At 71.0% G+C, this 14835-nt stretch carries 18 protein-coding genes; 10 read left to right on the top strand and 8 right to left on the bottom strand.

Annotated features, from left to right (window positions below; genetic code table 11):
* The first annotated feature begins 158 nt into the window (after window positions 1-158).
* Window positions 159-1067 carry a class I SAM-dependent methyltransferase gene (locus ACTWPW_RS11095; RefSeq protein WP_443168625.1) on the top strand — a complete coding sequence of 303 codons (909 nt, stop codon included), beginning with the start codon at window positions 159-161 and terminating at the stop codon, window positions 1065-1067.
* A gap of 59 nt (window positions 1068-1126) precedes the next feature.
* Here the strand turns inward: ACTWPW_RS11095 and ligA are convergent, their stop codons facing one another.
* A complete protein-coding gene (gene ligA, locus ACTWPW_RS11100) occupies window positions 1127-3226 on the bottom strand; it encodes an NAD-dependent DNA ligase LigA (protein ID WP_443168626.1) in 2100 nt (699 codons plus the stop codon).
* A gap of 139 nt (window positions 3227-3365) precedes the next feature.
* Window positions 3366-4814, bottom strand: coding sequence for an ankyrin repeat domain-containing protein (locus tag ACTWPW_RS11105; protein ID WP_443168627.1), 1449 nt, complete (start codon window positions 4812-4814; stop codon window positions 3366-3368).
* A 247-nt stretch (window positions 4815-5061) separates the two neighbouring features.
* On the opposite strand from ACTWPW_RS11105, the gene ACTWPW_RS11110 reads away from it, so the two are divergent.
* From ACTWPW_RS11110 to ACTWPW_RS11120, 3 genes are all read left to right on the top strand, one after another.
* Window positions 5062-5280 carry a hypothetical protein gene (locus tag ACTWPW_RS11110; protein ID WP_443168628.1) on the top strand — a complete coding sequence of 73 codons (219 nt, stop codon included), beginning with the start codon at window positions 5062-5064 and terminating at the stop codon, window positions 5278-5280.
* A complete protein-coding gene (locus ACTWPW_RS11115) occupies window positions 5277-5654 on the top strand; it encodes a hypothetical protein (protein WP_375116803.1) in 378 nt (125 codons plus the stop codon). The genes ACTWPW_RS11110 and ACTWPW_RS11115 overlap by 4 nt, the downstream gene beginning before the upstream one ends.
* Window positions 5655-5803: 149 nt before the next feature.
* Window positions 5804-6103 carry a hypothetical protein gene (locus ACTWPW_RS11120; protein ID WP_375116802.1) on the top strand — a complete coding sequence of 100 codons (300 nt, stop codon included), beginning with the start codon at window positions 5804-5806 and terminating at the stop codon, window positions 6101-6103.
* A gap of 87 nt (window positions 6104-6190) precedes the next feature.
* On the opposite strand, the gene ACTWPW_RS11125 is transcribed toward ACTWPW_RS11120, so the two are convergent.
* Together ACTWPW_RS11125 and ACTWPW_RS11130 are read right to left on the bottom strand one after the other, a co-directional pair.
* Window positions 6191-6874, bottom strand: coding sequence for a hypothetical protein (locus tag ACTWPW_RS11125; RefSeq protein ID WP_443168629.1), 684 nt, complete (start codon window positions 6872-6874; stop codon window positions 6191-6193).
* Between the two features lie 145 nt (window positions 6875-7019).
* Complete coding sequence (locus ACTWPW_RS11130) at window positions 7020-7565, bottom strand: YceI family protein (protein WP_443168630.1); 546 nt, start codon at window positions 7563-7565, stop codon at window positions 7020-7022.
* An 83-nt stretch (window positions 7566-7648) separates the two neighbouring features.
* Between ACTWPW_RS11130 and ACTWPW_RS11135 the strand changes: the two genes are divergently transcribed.
* Complete coding sequence (locus ACTWPW_RS11135) at window positions 7649-8104, top strand: MarR family winged helix-turn-helix transcriptional regulator (protein WP_375116799.1); 456 nt, start codon at window positions 7649-7651, stop codon at window positions 8102-8104.
* Here the strand turns inward: ACTWPW_RS11135 and ACTWPW_RS11140 are convergent.
* Together ACTWPW_RS11140 and ACTWPW_RS11145 are read right to left on the bottom strand one after the other, a co-directional pair.
* The gene (locus tag ACTWPW_RS11140; RefSeq protein WP_443168631.1) at window positions 8064-9362 is read right to left on the bottom strand and encodes an MATE family efflux transporter; all 1299 of its coding nucleotides are present in this window, start codon (window positions 9360-9362) and stop codon (window positions 8064-8066) included. The genes ACTWPW_RS11135 and ACTWPW_RS11140 overlap by 41 nt on opposite strands.
* A 49-nt stretch (window positions 9363-9411) precedes the next feature.
* On the bottom strand, window positions 9412-9882 hold the full coding sequence (locus tag ACTWPW_RS11145; protein WP_364116778.1) for a PPOX class F420-dependent oxidoreductase: 471 nt from the start codon (window positions 9880-9882) through the stop codon (window positions 9412-9414).
* A gap of 144 nt (window positions 9883-10026) precedes the next feature.
* Here ACTWPW_RS11145 and ACTWPW_RS11150 point away from each other — a divergent pair, with 144 nt between their 5' ends.
* From ACTWPW_RS11150 to ACTWPW_RS11165, 4 genes are all read left to right on the top strand, one after another.
* Window positions 10027-11394 carry an acetamidase/formamidase family protein gene (locus tag ACTWPW_RS11150; RefSeq protein WP_443168632.1) on the top strand — a complete coding sequence of 456 codons (1368 nt, stop codon included), beginning with the start codon at window positions 10027-10029 and terminating at the stop codon, window positions 11392-11394.
* Between the two features lie 119 nt (window positions 11395-11513).
* Entirely contained in the window at window positions 11514-12548 is a 1035-nt protein-coding gene (locus ACTWPW_RS11155) for an NAD(P)-dependent alcohol dehydrogenase (protein ID WP_375116796.1), read from the top strand.
* A 3-nt stretch (window positions 12549-12551) separates the two neighbouring features.
* Window positions 12552-12812, top strand: coding sequence for a hypothetical protein (locus ACTWPW_RS11160; RefSeq protein WP_443168633.1), 261 nt, complete (start codon window positions 12552-12554; stop codon window positions 12810-12812).
* A gap of 140 nt (window positions 12813-12952) precedes the next feature.
* The gene (locus tag ACTWPW_RS11165) at window positions 12953-13366 is read left to right on the top strand and encodes a hypothetical protein (RefSeq protein ID WP_375116790.1); all 414 of its coding nucleotides are present in this window, start codon (window positions 12953-12955) and stop codon (window positions 13364-13366) included.
* Here ACTWPW_RS11165 and ACTWPW_RS11170 read toward each other — a convergent pair.
* The gene (locus ACTWPW_RS11170; protein ID WP_375116794.1) at window positions 13363-13797 is read right to left on the bottom strand and encodes an anthrone oxygenase family protein; all 435 of its coding nucleotides are present in this window, start codon (window positions 13795-13797) and stop codon (window positions 13363-13365) included. The two genes, ACTWPW_RS11165 and ACTWPW_RS11170, sit on opposite strands and share 4 nt — an antisense overlap.
* Before the next feature lie 77 nt (window positions 13798-13874).
* The gene (locus tag ACTWPW_RS11175) at window positions 13875-14405 is read right to left on the bottom strand and encodes a carboxymuconolactone decarboxylase family protein (RefSeq protein ID WP_375116793.1); all 531 of its coding nucleotides are present in this window, start codon (window positions 14403-14405) and stop codon (window positions 13875-13877) included.
* Between the two features lie 47 nt (window positions 14406-14452).
* Between ACTWPW_RS11175 and ACTWPW_RS11180 the strand changes: the two genes are divergently transcribed.
* The gene (locus tag ACTWPW_RS11180; protein ID WP_443168634.1) at window positions 14453-14833 is read left to right on the top strand and encodes a hypothetical protein; all 381 of its coding nucleotides are present in this window, start codon (window positions 14453-14455) and stop codon (window positions 14831-14833) included.
* Window positions 14834-14835: the final 2 nt, after the last annotated feature.

Genomic DNA, 14835 nt, shown 5'->3' on the forward strand with positions numbered 1-14835 from the left:
TTGGGAAAGCCTGGCGATATTGGTGGGACAAGAGTTCTTGTGTTGGGGTCGGGGCGGGGCGCCGGCCGGGCCCTGCCGGCCGAACTTTGGGTGACCTCCCGATGGCCATGCGGCAAACCCCCTTTTTCTCCGGAAAACACGGCTGTTAGCGTCCGCACATGTCAGTACCGGATCTCAACGCCGCGCTGGAGCGCATCCCCGGCTGGTTCTGGCCCGCGGACCAGCGCCTGTTCGAGTGGTTCCTGTCGGATGACGCCGCTCGTGGCGACGTTCTCGAGCTCGGTACGTACCTGGGCAAGAGCGCCGTCCTGATCGGCGGCCACGTACGCCAGGGGGAGACCTTCACCGTCTGCGACCTGTTCGAGTCGGACGCCCCCGACGCGGACAACGACGCCGAGACCTCCAGGTCGTACTCCGCGCTCACCCGCCGCCAGTTCGAGCAGAACTACCTGAGCGTCCACACCACTCTTCCCGAGATCGTGCACGGCCCGACGTCGGTCATCCTCGACCACGTCGAGGCCGACACCTGCAGGTTCGTACACGTCGACGCCTCGCACCTCTACACCCACGTGAAGGCCGACGTGGAGGCGGCGCGGACCGTGCTCAGGGCCGGTGGGGTCGTCGCCTTCGACGACTATCGCAGCGAGCACACGCCGGGCGTCGCGCTCGCCGTCTGGGAGGCGGTCGCCGGTCTCGGCCTGCAGCCGATCTGCGTGAGCTCGCAGAAGTTGTACGGGATGTGGGGCGACCCGGTGCCCGTGCAGCGTCGGCTGCTGGACTGGCTCGGGGAGCGCCCCGAGCTGTGGCACACGACCGACGTGCTCGGGGACCGCCGGCTCGTACGCGTCAACCACCGCAAGAAGCCGAAGCCCGCGGTACCGGTCAGCGACGTGGACCGGCTCACCACCGAGTTGCGGCGCACGACGGCGGAGCTGAAGAAGGTCACGGCGGACTCGCAGAACGCCGTCCAGGCGTTGAGGAAGGCCACCAGAGAGGTCAGCCTGCTCGGCCCCGTCGCCCACCGCGCCGCCGGCTGGATCCGCCGCCGCTCCACCCCTGGCAAGTAGCCGCCACCCCATGCCACGCCTGGAAGCGGCTCCGCCCAAGCGCCGGGAGGTAGCCGCGATCACCCTCCCATGAACGCGCCGACCTGCTCGGCGAACTCCTCCGGACTCACGATCCGCACCCCCAAGGTCTCGGCCTTGGCCCGCTTGGAGCCCGCCTTCTCGCCCGCCACCAGCAGGGACGTCTTGGCGGACACGCTGGAGGACGCCTTGCCCCCGGCCCGTTCGATCAGCTCGTTGACCTCGTTGCGCGACAGCGCCGCCAGCGGCCCCGTCATCGCGCCGGTGACCACCACCGACATCGACGCCAGCGGCAGCTCGACCACCGACCCCCCGGACTGCCCGGGCTCCTCCAAGTTCTCGGATCTCACGGCGGGCGGGGTGGCACCGGGCTCGGTCATGTTCACCCCGGCCTGGACGAGCTTGTCGATGAGCGGGCCCAGCTCGATCAGCTCATCGACCACGACCGGCGCCTTCTCCGGGCCGATGCCGTCCACCTGCTGGATCGCCTCGGCGTCGGCGGCCCGGATGGCGTCCATGGTGGCGAAGTGGCGGGCGATGCGCCGGCTCATCGAGCGGCCGGTGCCCCGCACCCCGAGCGCCGCGAACACCCTGCTCAGCGGCCGCGTCTTGGCCTGCTCGATGGCCGCGAGCAGGTTGTCGGTGCTGGTCTCGCCCATGCGCTCCAGCCCGAGCAACTGCTCCCGGGTCAGGAAGAACAGGTCGGCGAAGTCGGCGATCAGGCCGGCGTCCAGTAGCTGCTGGATGCGGTTCACCGCCAGCCCCTCGATGTCGAGCGTGTCGCGCTCGACCGCGTACGTGATGGACGCGATCGCCCGGCACCCGCGCCCGCGCACGCACCGCCAGCGCTCCTGCGAGGTGTCGATCGCGTCGCCGCAGGACGGGCAGACCTCCGGGATCGCGATCGGCTCCTCCGCACCGGTGCGCAGGTGGACCACCGGCGCCTCGACCCGGGGGATCACGTCGCCCGCCTTGTAGACGGTCACGCTGTCGCCGAGCATCAGGCCGCGCCGGGTGATGTCGGCGACGTTGTGCAGGGTCGCGTATGTGACGTTGCTGCCGTCCAGCTCGACCGGCTCCAGCACCGCGCGCGGGGCGATGATGCCGGTGCGTCCGGTGTTCCACTCCACGCGGAGCAGCTTGGTGATCTTCTCGGTGGCGGGCAGCTTGTACGCGATCGCCCACCGCGGCGCCCGCGAGCTGAACCCGGCCTCGGCCTGGTCGGCCGCCAGATCGCACTTGATCACGATGCCGTCGATGCCGAACGGCAGCGCGGCACGCGCCGCCCCGATCTCCCCGACGCGCTCCTGCACCCGCTCCAGCGTCTCCGCCACGATCCCGGCCACCGGCGTGGCGGCCGTGGTCTGCACGCCCTGCGCGGCGACCCAGTGCATGATCTCGCTGTGCGGCAGCTCGCGCAGGCGTACGGCCAGCTCGGAGCCGTCGCCCGGGGGCGGCAGGACGCCGTAGCCGAAGAACGTCAGCTCGCACACGTAGGGCCGGTCCTGCGCCCGCAACGTGCCCGCGGCGGCGCTGCGCGGGTTGGCGAACGTCGTGCCGTCGTGAGCCTGCCGCTTGGCGCACGCCTCCTCGAACTGCGAGGTGGTCATCATCACCTCGCCGCGCAACTCCACGGTGACCGCGTCGGCCAGCCGGTCGGGCAGGCCGACGATGGTCCCGATGGCGTGCGAGACGTCCTCACCCGCGGTGCCGTCGCCGCGCGTGACGAGCTGCGCCAGGCGGCCGTTACGGTAGCGGGCGGAGATCGCCAGCCCGTCGAGCTTCGGCTCCACGCTCCACCGCGTGACCGGCCGGCCGAGCCGACGCTCCAGCCCGGCCGCCCAGTCGGCGAGCTGCTCGGCGCCGAACACGTTGTCCAGGCTGAGCATCGGCACGGTGTGCGGCACGTCGCCCACCACGGCCCCGCCGGCGACCTTGCCCGTCGGCGAGGCCGGCAGCACCGACTCGGGATGCTCCTCCTCGTACGCCTGGATGCCGCGAACCAGCCGGTCGTAGGCGTCGTCGTCGAGCGTCGAGGTGCCGTCGGCGTAGTAGGCGGCCGCGGAGTGCACGGCCCGCTGGACGGCTTCGGCGTAGGCCGTGTCGTCGGCCAGCGCGGTGATGGGGGGCGTCTCGGTCATGGCTTCATCATGGCGAGTGCCACCGACAATTCCACCCCCGACGATCACCACTCCCACACCTCGCTTCGCAGGTAGGCCGCCTCTTGCGAGATCGGTTCACGCTCCACGGGCGTACGCCGCCGTGGCAGGCCTGCTCGGCTCACTCCTGCCCGGCGACGCTCCGCAGGTAGGCCGCCACGCGATGCCTGCCACCGTAGTCGGCCCAGCCGAGCGGCGTCGCATCATGCTCGGCGTCCTTGATCGTCGGGTCGGCCCCGAGCTCGATCAGCGTCCTGGCCGTCTCGACGTCGTCGTTCCAGGCCGCCGCGTGCAGCGGAGTGGACCGGTGCAGGTGGTTCACGTCGAACCCGAGGCCGGCGAGCAGGCGTACCGCCGCCGGTTTGCGCTGCCCGGCCGCGCTGTGGATCAGCCCCGGGGCGCGAGCGAGCGCCCGGGCCGCCGCCTCCGGACCGAACGCGGCCACCGCGCCGGCGTCGGCGCGCATGCAGGCGGCGGTGAACGCGTCGTCCTCGTCCAGCGTCGCCGTGGCGCCCGCCTCGGCGAGGAGCTCCGCGACCTCGGTGTGCCCGTTCAGCAGGGCCAGCGCGTACGGCGTGCGCCCCCGGTACGCCGGATGCTCGCCGAGCCCGTCCACCTCCGCCCCGTGCGCCAGCAGCAGCCGCGCCCGCGCCGGCCCGCCCCGCAGCGCGGCGGTGGCCAGCTCCTCGCGCAGCAGTTGCCGCGGGGACTGGATCGTCGGCCCCAGCCGCGCGCGCCACGGCCCACCCGCCCCCCGCCCCAGCCCGAACTCCAGCAGCAGCCGAAGATGGTCGACGTCGTCCGAGAACGTCCCGCCGAGCCCGAGGTTGTAGAGCGCCTGGCCGTCGTTGGGATCCGCCCCGGCCTCCAGCAGCAGCCGCGCCAGCGCCATCCCCTCCGGATGCGGCGGCTGGTCACCCTCCCCGCCCCCGAGCGCGCCGGTGAGCGCCGTGAACGGCGAGGTCAGCCCGTCCCACAGGAATCCGGTGTTCGGATCGGCACCGTGTTCGAGGAGAACCCGGGCCGCCGCCACGTGATGACCCGGAGCCTTGAGCCGCGCATAGGCCAGGTACAGCAGCGGCTCCCACCCGAAGGGCCCGCCCTGCGACCGCGCGAGCCCGGGATCGGCGGCCAGCGCCGCGGCCAGCGCGCCGGCCGACCCGGTGGCGGCCATGGTGAAGACGTTCGCGGTGGAGAGGTCCGGCTGCCGGGCCAGCAGGAGGTCGGCCTCGTCGGTCCGGCCGGGGTGGTCGGAGCCGTACGTGAGGCAGGCCAGCCGCAGGAACTCCTCCGGCAGGTCCGCCCGCGGCGGGACCTCGTGCGGCGAGCGGGAGTAACGCTCGACGGTGGTGAGATGCTCCGTCAGCCTGGGCCAGCTCGCGAAGCCGTACATGCGGGCGGTGACGAGCTGCGTGTCCGACAGCTTGAGCGTCGCGGGCGGCCGGGGATGGAACTCGGCGACGAGCCCGCGCGCCTCGGGAGCTCCCGCGTCCACCTGCTTGAGGAGGGTCTTGGCCTGCTTGCGGAGCCGTTCGAGGCTGGGGTTGTCGGGCAGACGATGGATGGGCACGATGGCCTCCTTTCCGTCTGGCCTGGTGTCCGCATGGTCAGGCCGGAAAAGAGGTCGGGCCGAGGTCGCACGGTGAACTCCAGGTGGGCTTCGCCCTTCCCGCGGACCGGTGGCGCCCTGCGCGCGCACCACCCACCATACGCCTGCTCTCCTTCGTACGGGAGAAGGCAACGCCGCTTCCTATCCGGCTAGGAGCCGTCCTCCTAGTGCGATAGCCTCATGCCATGGCTGATGACCTCCCCCACACATGCGCCAGCTCGCCGAGGTCGCAGCCATAGTGGCCACCGCAGGCGCCACCGCCGACTGGCTTTACCACCTCAAGGGCGACATGTGCGCGCTGCGTGTGATCAAGGGTGGAATCATCTCGGTCCCCATCTTGATCCCTGCCGACCCGGACCGCGATCCCGAGCTCTTCCGTGAAGCCATCAAGCGCCTGAAGGCGGTCATCGAAAGGATGAGTCGATGAGCAAGTCGATCACCTATGTCATCACCTACGAGCACGGGAGATGGGTGTCGCGTTGCCCCACAGGGGAGACCGAGGGCGTCGGCGTGGCCGGCTCCTTGTCACAGCTGGAGCGTGACCTGGCGGAGGTCCACGCCTGGGCCTGGCCCGAGGACGTCCCTGGCGTGGAGTTCGTGTTCGACCTGCCCGCGGAGGTGGCGGGGGTGGTGGCCGAATATCACCGCGAGAAGGAGTTGGCCGAAGCCCACACCAAGCGTGCCGCCGAGCTGGCCGTCAAGGTGGCCAAGACACTCACCAGCCACTGGTCGGAGCCCGACACGGCACGCGTCATGGGCATGTCCAAGCAGCGCGTCCACCAGCTGAAGGTCAGCGCCTGAGAGTGAGGCGCTCTCGTGCCAGGCGATCGGAAGAACCGTCGTACAAGCGGGACGAGGAGAGCCGACGAGCTCGCCGCCTACCTCGCCATGGTCTGACCCACTACGCTCGTGACCTCGCAGATCCGCCGCACCACGAAGGACGTCTGGGCATGGGCAAGCTGGTACGGGACCGCATCCCGGAGATCATCCGGCGCACCGGCGAGGAGCCGGTGATCACGGTCCTGGGGGAAGCCGAGTACCGCGCGGCCCTGCTGGCCAAGCTGTTCGAGGAGGCGACCGAGGTGAGTGAGGCCTCGCCGGAGGAGGTGGCCGGGGAGCTCGCCGACGTGTACGAGGTGCTCAGGGCGCTGGCGGCGGCCCACGGGCACGACTGGCAGGAGATCGAGAAGGCGGCGGAGGCCAAGCGCGCGGAGCGCGGCGCCTTCAAGGACCGCCTCTACCTGGCCTGACCCCCACCGCTCCGGCGACACACGCCCGGGGACAGTGGGGCGCGGGATGGTCAGGTGGTGCGGACGGCCGGCGGGTTTCAGGCGGGTTTAGGCCACCGGCTCGTCGAAGACGTCCTCGACGGACTTGGCGGTGGCCGCGCGGGTCACCCAGGTGCGGAGCTGAGCGAGGTCGGCGCCGCTGACGATGCGGGTGCGGGTGTCGTCAGGGACGTCGAGGCCGCGGGTGGCCAGGACGAGCAGGAGGATTCTGGCGGCCATCTCTTTCCTGCCGGCGGTCCGGCCTTCTTCCAGGCCGCGGGTGAAGGGGCTGTGGGCCAGCCAGGTGGCGGACGTCATGATCTCTTCGAGGTGCCACATCTCCGGTGAGTGCAGGTCGGAGTCGGGGATGCCGTGCGGGCCGAGGACCTGCGCCTGGAAGTGGTAGCCGGTCAGCCCTGAAGTGATCGGTCGCGCGTAGTGGGCGGCGATCTCGTGGTCGGGGCAGACGAGCAGGACCGTGACGTCGCAGTCCAGCCTCAGCCACAACGCGGCGGCGTCGCGGGCGAGTCGCTCGGCGGTCCTGGTGGTGTCCTGCGGGATCTCCACGATGATCGCGTGCGCGGGGGATCGCGGTGGGCCGAGGGTCAGGGCCAGGGTGCCGTCGTACGGGTCCAGCCGGGCCGGGGTGGCGAAGGGCAGGTCCACGGCCATGAGGTCACGCAGGATCTCGACCGCCAGCTGAGGGTGGTCGTGGAACAACTGGATGAGGACGTCGTATCGGGGGGACGGCACGCCGCTCATTGTGACATGAGAGACGCGGACAGTGATGGTGATCCAGGGAGACGGAGGGTGGAGGCGGTGCCGAGACCCGGGTGCGGGGTGCTCCTCCTGGCCGGAGGGCGCGCTCTCCGGCCAGGAGATGGAGGTGCACGAGCGGTCAGCCGGTCTTGACGGCGGACAGGTCGAACTCGAGGGTGATCTTCTCCGACACCATCACGCCCCCGGTCTCCAGCAGGGCGTTGAAGCTGACCCCGTAGTCCCTGCGGTCGATCACCATGCCGCCCTCGAACCCGGCCCGCTTGAACCCCTGCGTGTCGACAGAGGTGCCGGTGTAGTCGAGCGGAACGGTCACCTGCCGGGTGACGCCGTGGATGGTCAGCGCGCCGGTGACCTCGAAGCTGTCGCCCCCGACGTGCTTCACGCCCGAGCTGGTGAACGTGATGTGCGGGTGGGTGACGACGTCCAGGAAGTCGCCGGTGCGCAGGTGGCCGTCACGCTGGGCGTTGCCGGTCTCGACGCCCGCGGCGTCCAGGACCACGCGGACGCTGGAGGCGGCCGGGTCGGCGGCGTCCAGGTGGACGGTGGCCTCCACGATGGGGAAGCTGCCGCGCACCTTGGTCACCATCGCGTGCCGGGCTGCGAAACCGAAGCGGCTGTGCGCCGGGTCGATGGTGTACGCGCCGGTGAGGTCACTGGGAAACATGCCATACTCCTTCAGTGCTGAAATATTCAGCACGACAGTACATCTAGATATTCCAGTGCGCAACTATTGAGTACGATGCCGATGTGACGAGATGGCTCGCTGACGACGAACAACGTGCCTGGCGCGCCTTCGCGCTGGCCACGCGCCTGCTGACCGACCGCCTGGAACGCGACCTGCAGACGGCGGCCGGCATGCCGCCGACCTACTACGAGCTGCTGGTGCTGCTCTCCGAGGCGCCACAGCGCACCCTGCGCATGAGCGAGCTGGCGCACTGGACCAACTCCAAGCCGAGCCGCATCTCCCACGCGGTCAACAAGCTCGAACAGAGCGGCTGGGTGCGCAGGGAGCACTACGAGGGCGACCGGCGCGGCTGGCTGGCGGTGCTGACCGACGAGGGCCTGGCCGCGCTGGAGACCGCGGCTCCGGCCCATGTGGAGAGCGTGCGTGCCCACCTCGTCGACCTGCTCACTCCCGAGCAGATCCATCAGCTGGGCGAGATCAGCCAGGTTCTTCTTGAGCACCTGACCGAGGAGAAATAGGCAGGCGGGCGCTGTGCCGGGTGAAGCCGGCGGCCTGCACGGCGAGGATGAGCCCGCGGGCGGCGGTCAACGCCGTCCACAGGCCGGTCAGGCTCCAGGCCGCCGTCACGGGTGTCATGGCGACGGCGAGCAGGCCGTACCCGAGGACGGCCGAGCCCAGGCTCCAGCTGGAGCGCCTGAGCCCCATCAGGCCGGCGGACAGCACGATCCCGCAGTTGTTCGCCAGGGCGTAGATCAGGAGGAGCGGCAGGAGGGGGAGGGCGGCGGCGAGCACGCGGGGGTCGGAGGTGAACGGTCCGAGTGCCTCCGCGCCGAGCAGGAGCAGCGCGAGCCCGGCGGCGAGCGTGCCGGCGGAGGCGATGGCCAGGGCGGCCCGGTTGGCGCGGCGGGCGTCGGCGGGGCCATGCGATCGGGCGATCTCCGGCGTCACGGCCTGGGCGACGGCGAAGGCGGCCAGGCCGAGGAGGCCGTCGAGCGCGGCGAGGATGGCGTGGGCGGCGGCGGCGTGGGGGCCCGTGCGCGCGGCGGCGTAGGTGGCGCCCCCCATCACCGCGAACTTGAGGACGATCGAGGCGGACATCGGGATGCCCAGCCTGGCCATGCGCAGGATCTGGCGAGGGCGGGGACGCCGGGGGAGCAGGGACTGGCCGGCGAACTCGGGCCGGCCGAGCAGGAGGGCGTTCGAGAGGGTGAGGGCCAGGGCGGTGGAGGCCAGGAGGGCGAGGGCGGCGCCGTGCGCGCCCATCGGGGGCACCAGAGCGAGGAGGAGGATCACCTCCGCGGCCGTGCTCGTCAGGCCCGACCTCAGCACGAGGCGGCTGTGCCCGAGCGCGATCAGCACCCCGTTCGCGCCGCCGCCCGCGGCGGCCAGCAGCACCTGGAGGGCGAAGATCTGCGGCAACGCGCCCAGGTCGTAGGGCACGCCGCTGAGGCGGGCGATCAGCGGGACGGCGAGCATGACGCCCGCGCCGACCACTCCGATCCCCAGGGACAACCAGCGCGCGTCCTTCAGGATGGGCAGGGCCTCGGCGGGGCGGTCCCGGCAGGCCGCGACGAACGGGGACATCCCGCGCAGCCCGCCGGACACGGCCGCGGTGACCGGGTTGAGCACCGCGCAGACGAGCGCGAAGGCGGCCAGTTGCGCCGTCCCCTGGTGCCCGAGCAGGGCGGTGCCGAGGAGCTGGGCGATGATCCCGGCACTCATGGACAGGAAGAGAGGGAGCGCCGCGTTCAGGATGGTGCGGTGAGGAGAGGGCATGAAAAGCAAAATCCCGAGCGGACCTGGCTCGGGATTCAAGATCATTATATCACCCTCCGGTGGCCAGGCGCGCGGGGAAGCCGCCGGTGGCGATGGGGCCCCAGCGGTCGATGTGGATGCGGATCAGCGACTTGTCCTGGCGGCGCATGGCCTCGCGGTACTCGTCCCAGTCGGGGTGCTCGCCGGCGATGCAGCGGTAGTAGCCCACGAGCGCTTCGAGCGCCTCGGGCATGTCGAGCACTTCGGCGCGGCCGTCCACCTGCACGTACGGGCCGTTCCAGTCGTCGGACAGGACGCAGATCGACACGCGCTCGTCCCGCCGGGCGTTGGTCGCCTTGGCGCGGTCGGGGTACGTGGAGACCACGATCCGGCCGTCCTCGTCGACGCCGCAGCTCACGGGGGAGAGCTGCGGGCGGCCGTCCGTACGGGTGGTGGACAGCAGGCCGTGGTGCCGGGGGCGGAGGAACTCGAGCAGTTCGGGCAGTTCGACGCGGCGGGCGGTCGCGATGTTCGGAGCCATCTCGGATGCCTTTCGAGTATGTCCTTCGAGGTCAGACTTCGATCTGATCCTTTCACTTCTGCCCGAGGCAAGGCCGAAACAGGGGCGTAACGGGCGTACTGCATGATCGGTGGCAACCTTCCGGCCGGTGACGCGAGGAGAGCCATGAGCGTGCCGAAGAGCCCGAGCGACGTACGCGACGCCCTGATCGCGAGACTTGGACGACGGAGTTTCCTGCGCGCGGCGGCGGCCGTGGGCGGGGCGGGCGGTGGGCTGCTGGCCGCCTCGCGCGCCGCGACGGCCGCCACGGGCGGCACGCCGACGCTGCCCCGGGAGATCCTGCAGCCCCGCAAGGGCCCGATCCACGGCAAGCACTACCTCCCCTCCGCCGTCGAGCAGGTCAGATGGGGGTACGTGCCGTCGGTGGGCAGCGAGCCGGTGCTCCGGATGCGGTCGGGGGAGACGGTCACCATCGACACCGTCTCGCACGAGGGGATCCTGGAGGACCAGGGCCGCGACCCGGTCGCGTACTTCGGCGGGCACGGCGTGCCCCGCGCGAACGTGCTCCAGGACGCCGTCGCGATCGCCCGCGACTACTCCCGCACGGCCCGCGACTTCGACGTCGACGGCCCGCACGTCGTGACCGGCCCCGTCCACGTGGACGGCGCGCGGCCGGGGGACGTGCTCAAGGTCGAGATGCTCTCGCTGCTGCCGCGCGTGCCGTACGGGGTCGTGTCGAGCCGGCACGGCAAGGGCGCGCTGGCCCGGCAGGCCGGGGGCGGCGCGCCGGACGGGATCACCCTGGAGGAGGTCATGCCGCCGGTGGCGACCGACGGGCGGCCCACCGGCGACCCGACCAGGTACGGCAACGTGTCCGTGTTCACCCCGGTACGCCGGGGGCGGAGGGGCGTGCCGAGCGGGGTCATGAAGCGCGGGAGGTCGGGGGAGGTGACGTTCCCGCTGCGCCCGTTCATGGGGATGATGGGCGTCGCGTTCGCCTCCGCGAGCACGCCGACCGATCCCGCGCTCAACTCGATCCCGCCCACCCTCGGCGGCGGCAACATCGACATCAACCTGCTGGGCGTGGGCGCCACCTTCTACCTGCCGGTGTTCGCCGATGGCGCGCTCTTCTACACCGGTGACCCGCACCACGCGATGGGCGGCGGGGAGGCGGCGCTGACCGCGATGGAGGGCTCGCTGCGCGGCACCTTCCGGCTCACCGTGTGCAAGGCGGGCTCCGGCGACGCGCCCTCGGTCGCCTTCCACTACCCGTTCGCCGAGACCCCGGACGCGTGGCTGCCGATCGGCCTGTCCGACCCCGACGGGTCGCGGAACGGCCAGGTGAACGATCTCGACGTCGCCATGCGGCGCGCGGTCGTCAACGCGCTCGACTTCCTGGAGCACGACCAGGGCATGGAGCGCGCGGTCGCCTACGCCTACCTGTCGGCCGCCACCGACTTCGAGGTGTCGCAGGTGGTCGACCGGACCACGGGCGTGCACGGCGTGATCCTCAAGGAGCACTTCTCGGACTGACCGCGTAGCCGGTCCCATGGAGGGGCCGAAATTACCGTGTTATGAAATTTCAGTTGTTGACCGCTCCCGGCACGCGCGCGAACGATCGGGCATAAGCGCGCTACGAGGGAGCGGTCGGGATGAAAGCCGTACGTCTGCACGAGTACACCAAGCGTCCGGTCGTCGAGGAGGTCCCGGAGCCCCGGGCCGGCGGCCCGCTGGACGTGCTGGTCGAGATCGGCGGGGCCGGGCTGTGCCGTACCGACCTGCACATCGTCGAGGGGCAGTGGGCGCGGAAGTCCGGCGTGCGCCTGCCGTACACGATCGGGCACGAGAACGCCGGGTGGGTGCGCGAGGTCGGCGCGGCCGTGACGAACGTCCGGCCCGGTGACGCGGTCATCCTGCACCCGCTGGTCACCTGCGGGTTGTGCCGGGCCTGCCGGGCGGGCGACGACGTGCACTGCGCGAACTCGCGCTTCCCCGGCATCGACTCCGACGGCGGCATGGCCGAGCTGCTGCTCACCACCGCCCGGTCGGTGGTGAAGCTGAGCCCCGCCCTGCAGCCGGCCGACGTCGCCGCGCTGGCCGACGCGGGCCTGACCGCCTATCACGCGGTACGCAAGGCGGTGCCGCTGCTCCACCCCGGCACGCGGGTCGTCGTGATCGGCGCCGGCGGGCTCGGGCACATCGGCGTGCAGTGCCTGACCGCCATGACGCCCGCCGAGATCATCGTCGTCGACCGGTCGGCCGAGGCGCTCAAGCTCGCCGAGGGGTACGGCGCCGCGCACACCGTGCCCGCCGACGGCCGGCAGGTGGAGGCGGTGACCGACCTCACCGATGGCGAGGGCGCGCACGTGGTGCTGGACTTCGTCGGCGAGGGCGGCGCGGAGCGGCAGGGGGTGGCGATGTTGCGGCGCGCGGGGTCGTACTTCTCGATCGGGTACGGCGGGCGCGTCGAGATCCCCACCATCGACATCATCTCCACCGAGATCAACGTCATCGGGAACCTCGTCGGCTCCTACAACGACCTGGACGAGCTGATGGCCCTCGCCGCCCAGGGAAAGGTGCGCCTGCACACCAGGACGTACCCGCTCGACGCCGTCAACGACGCCATGGACGACCTGGACGGCGGCCGGCTGCAGGGCCGGGGCATCCTCGTGCCGGCAAGGAGCTAGCGGATGTACGAGAAGGACGGCCAGCGGTATTTCGTCGTGGACGGGGGAGCCGGCCGGGCTGCTCCGGCGCCGGGCCGAGCTCGGGCTGGACTGCGCGCCGGGGTCCGCGCGGCTGCTCGACGAGCCGGGGCGCCCATCCCGGAGGAGGAGGCCGAGCGCCGGTTGCGGTTCGCCCGCGTGGTGCGGGTCAGCATCGAGGGCAACGCCGGGTTCTGCCGGGGGTTGCTGCGTACGCGCTACGCGGGGGCGGAGTCTTCGTCCTAGACCGCTCGCCGGATGACGTTTCCCCATGTGGCGCTGATCACCTCTGATGTGTGGATTCCTGCACAGTTGATCGCTTGTGGTCTCCGTACTGTCTGTCTTGCCGGAAACACCCCGGCAGCACTGACAGGGAGGAACCCGAAATGCGTAAGACTCTTGCGATCGCCGCTCTGGCCGGTTCGATGGCCGTGACCGGTCTGGCGCTCAGCCCGGCCGCCGCGCAGGCGAGCACCACGACCCAGTCGGCCACGACGCAGTCGACGGTCACCACTTGGGGGAAGTTCTTCTCCAGTGACGGTAAGGCGTACACGTTCGGCAGGACGTGGAAGTCGGGTGGCAAGGTGTTCACGAAGTGGTACGGCGTGGACAAGGTCGGCGGGAAGAAGGGCTGGGTGTGGTTCGAGGTCTACCAGAACGGCGCCTGGCACAAGTTCAACAAGTCGTGGGACGGCAAGGTCGTGGGTTCGTGGAGCGGCCGGGGGATCGGGAAGGTGTACACCTTCACCTGCTGGGCCGGCAAGTTCGACAACTGCGGCAAGAAGTACCGCATCTACTAGACGATCAGGGCGACGCCCACCAGGACGAGACCGGCCGCGCTGGCCACGGCGCGCAGCGTGTTGAAGGCGGTCCACCTCGGCGAGTAGTCCTTCCAGGACATCGTCCCGGCGTCGAGGGCGTTGTTCATGGGCACGTTGATCACCATGGTGACCAGGAACGAGCCGACGAAGCTCACCCCGGCGGCGGCGAAGAACCAGATGGCGGCCGGGGCGTCCGCGAGGAACCCGGTCACCAGCGCCGCGATCGGTGAGCCCAGGAACGCGAGGTAGAGCCACGGGTTGAGGATCTTCCGGTTGATGCTCCGCATCGCCGCCTCCGCCTGGTCGGGGTCGACGGCGTTCAGGCCCGGCATGACCGACATGGAGAAGGTGTAGAAGAGGCCCGTGAGGGCGCCGTGCAGCAGGAGTGTGACGAGAGCCATTACCAACATGGTTCATATGGTGACGGCTGACCGATGAGACGGTCCATGCCCGTTCCGCTCAATCCCATACGTGAAAGTCCACGATCTCAGAGGTAGCCGTGGGCGACGATGTGGGCGGCGCGATGGGCGTAGGGGGCGGGGTCGTCGGGGGCGGTGGTGGCCAGGCCGTCGACGTACCGGTTGAACATGCAGAACGCGGCGGCGATCAGCACCGTGTCGTGGATCTCGGTGTCGGTGGCGCCGGCCTCCCTGGCCGCCGCGACGTCCTCGGGGGTGACGGCGCTCCCGCCGTGCCGTACGGCCGCCGCGACGCGCAGCAGGGCGCGCAACTTGCCGGAAATGGGGGCGGTGTCTGGGGCCGCGCACGCGTGGGCGACGACCTCCTCGCCCCCGTCGAGCTGGGCCGCGGCGAAGGCCCCGTGGGACCTGGCGCAGAACCCGCACTCGTTGAGCGTGGAGACGTAGGAGGCGATGAGCTCGCGCTCGCCACGCGACAGCGTGTTGTCACCGCGCAGCAGCACCTCGGCCAGCTCGCTCAGCACCTTGCCCGTCTCGGGACGGTAGCGCATCAGCCCGACGATCCCGGGGGCGTCGTTGCCCAGGTCGATATGTGGCATCCGGTCCTCCAGATGGGACATTACCGAATCGGTAAGGTCTGCGAAGCATGGAGCTCTACATCTACTGGTTCGGCGATGCCCACGCCAGCAGGTACGACGTCGAGAGGCTCATGGGCCAGGTCGCCCGGGCGGTCTCGGCCGACCTCCCCGCGTACGCCTGCTACCAGCACGCCGACGACGAGGAGCAGCACCTGCTCCGCGAGCTTCTCCCGGAGCACCCCCGAGCGCCCGAGCACCTGCGTGCGGCGGGTGAGGGCATCCGCAGCGGGCTCAACAGCGCGCTGGAGGCGGCCGCGCCGGGGGGCCGGCTGCCGTTCCGGTGCGCGGCGTCCATGGTGGACGGCGCCACGGTGATCTCCCAGCTGGTCGGCGCCACCGCGTGGGAAGCGCACTACAACGGCGTTCCCGTGTTGCGCGTGCCCGTGTAGCG

This window comes from Nonomuraea sp. KM90 (genome assembly GCF_052246675.1).
In the GTDB taxonomy this organism is placed as follows: Bacteria; Actinomycetota; Actinomycetes; order Streptosporangiales; family Streptosporangiaceae; genus Nonomuraea.

Bases quoted from the DNA above. Each gene is read 5' to 3' on its own strand.
- ACTWPW_RS11095 (WP_443168625.1), top strand. From the start codon at position 159: ATGTCAGTACCGGATCTCAACGCCGCGCTGGAGCGCATCCCCGGCTGG.
- ligA (WP_443168626.1), bottom strand. From the start codon at position 3,226: ATGACCGAGACGCCCCCCATCACCGCGCTGGCCGACGACACGGCCTAC.
- ACTWPW_RS11110 (WP_443168628.1), top strand. From the start codon at position 5,062: ATGCGCCAGCTCGCCGAGGTCGCAGCCATAGTGGCCACCGCAGGCGCC.
- ACTWPW_RS11115 (WP_375116803.1), top strand. From the start codon at position 5,277: ATGAGCAAGTCGATCACCTATGTCATCACCTACGAGCACGGGAGATGG.
- ACTWPW_RS11120 (WP_375116802.1), top strand. From the start codon at position 5,804: ATGGGCAAGCTGGTACGGGACCGCATCCCGGAGATCATCCGGCGCACC.
- ACTWPW_RS11130 (WP_443168630.1), bottom strand. From the start codon at position 7,565: ATGTTTCCCAGTGACCTCACCGGCGCGTACACCATCGACCCGGCGCAC.
- ACTWPW_RS11140 (WP_443168631.1), bottom strand. From the start codon at position 9,362: ATGCCCTCTCCTCACCGCACCATCCTGAACGCGGCGCTCCCTCTCTTC.
- ACTWPW_RS11145 (WP_364116778.1), bottom strand. From the start codon at position 9,882: ATGGCTCCGAACATCGCGACCGCCCGCCGCGTCGAACTGCCCGAACTG.
- ACTWPW_RS11150 (WP_443168632.1), top strand. From the start codon at position 10,027: ATGAGCGTGCCGAAGAGCCCGAGCGACGTACGCGACGCCCTGATCGCG.
- ACTWPW_RS11155 (WP_375116796.1), top strand. From the start codon at position 11,514: ATGAAAGCCGTACGTCTGCACGAGTACACCAAGCGTCCGGTCGTCGAG.
- ACTWPW_RS11160 (WP_443168633.1), top strand. From the start codon at position 12,552: ATGTACGAGAAGGACGGCCAGCGGTATTTCGTCGTGGACGGGGGAGCC.
- ACTWPW_RS11165 (WP_375116790.1), top strand. From the start codon at position 12,953: ATGCGTAAGACTCTTGCGATCGCCGCTCTGGCCGGTTCGATGGCCGTG.
- ACTWPW_RS11170 (WP_375116794.1), bottom strand. From the start codon at position 13,797: ATGTTGGTAATGGCTCTCGTCACACTCCTGCTGCACGGCGCCCTCACG.
- ACTWPW_RS11175 (WP_375116793.1), bottom strand. From the start codon at position 14,405: ATGCCACATATCGACCTGGGCAACGACGCCCCCGGGATCGTCGGGCTG.
- ACTWPW_RS11180 (WP_443168634.1), top strand. From the start codon at position 14,453: ATGGAGCTCTACATCTACTGGTTCGGCGATGCCCACGCCAGCAGGTAC.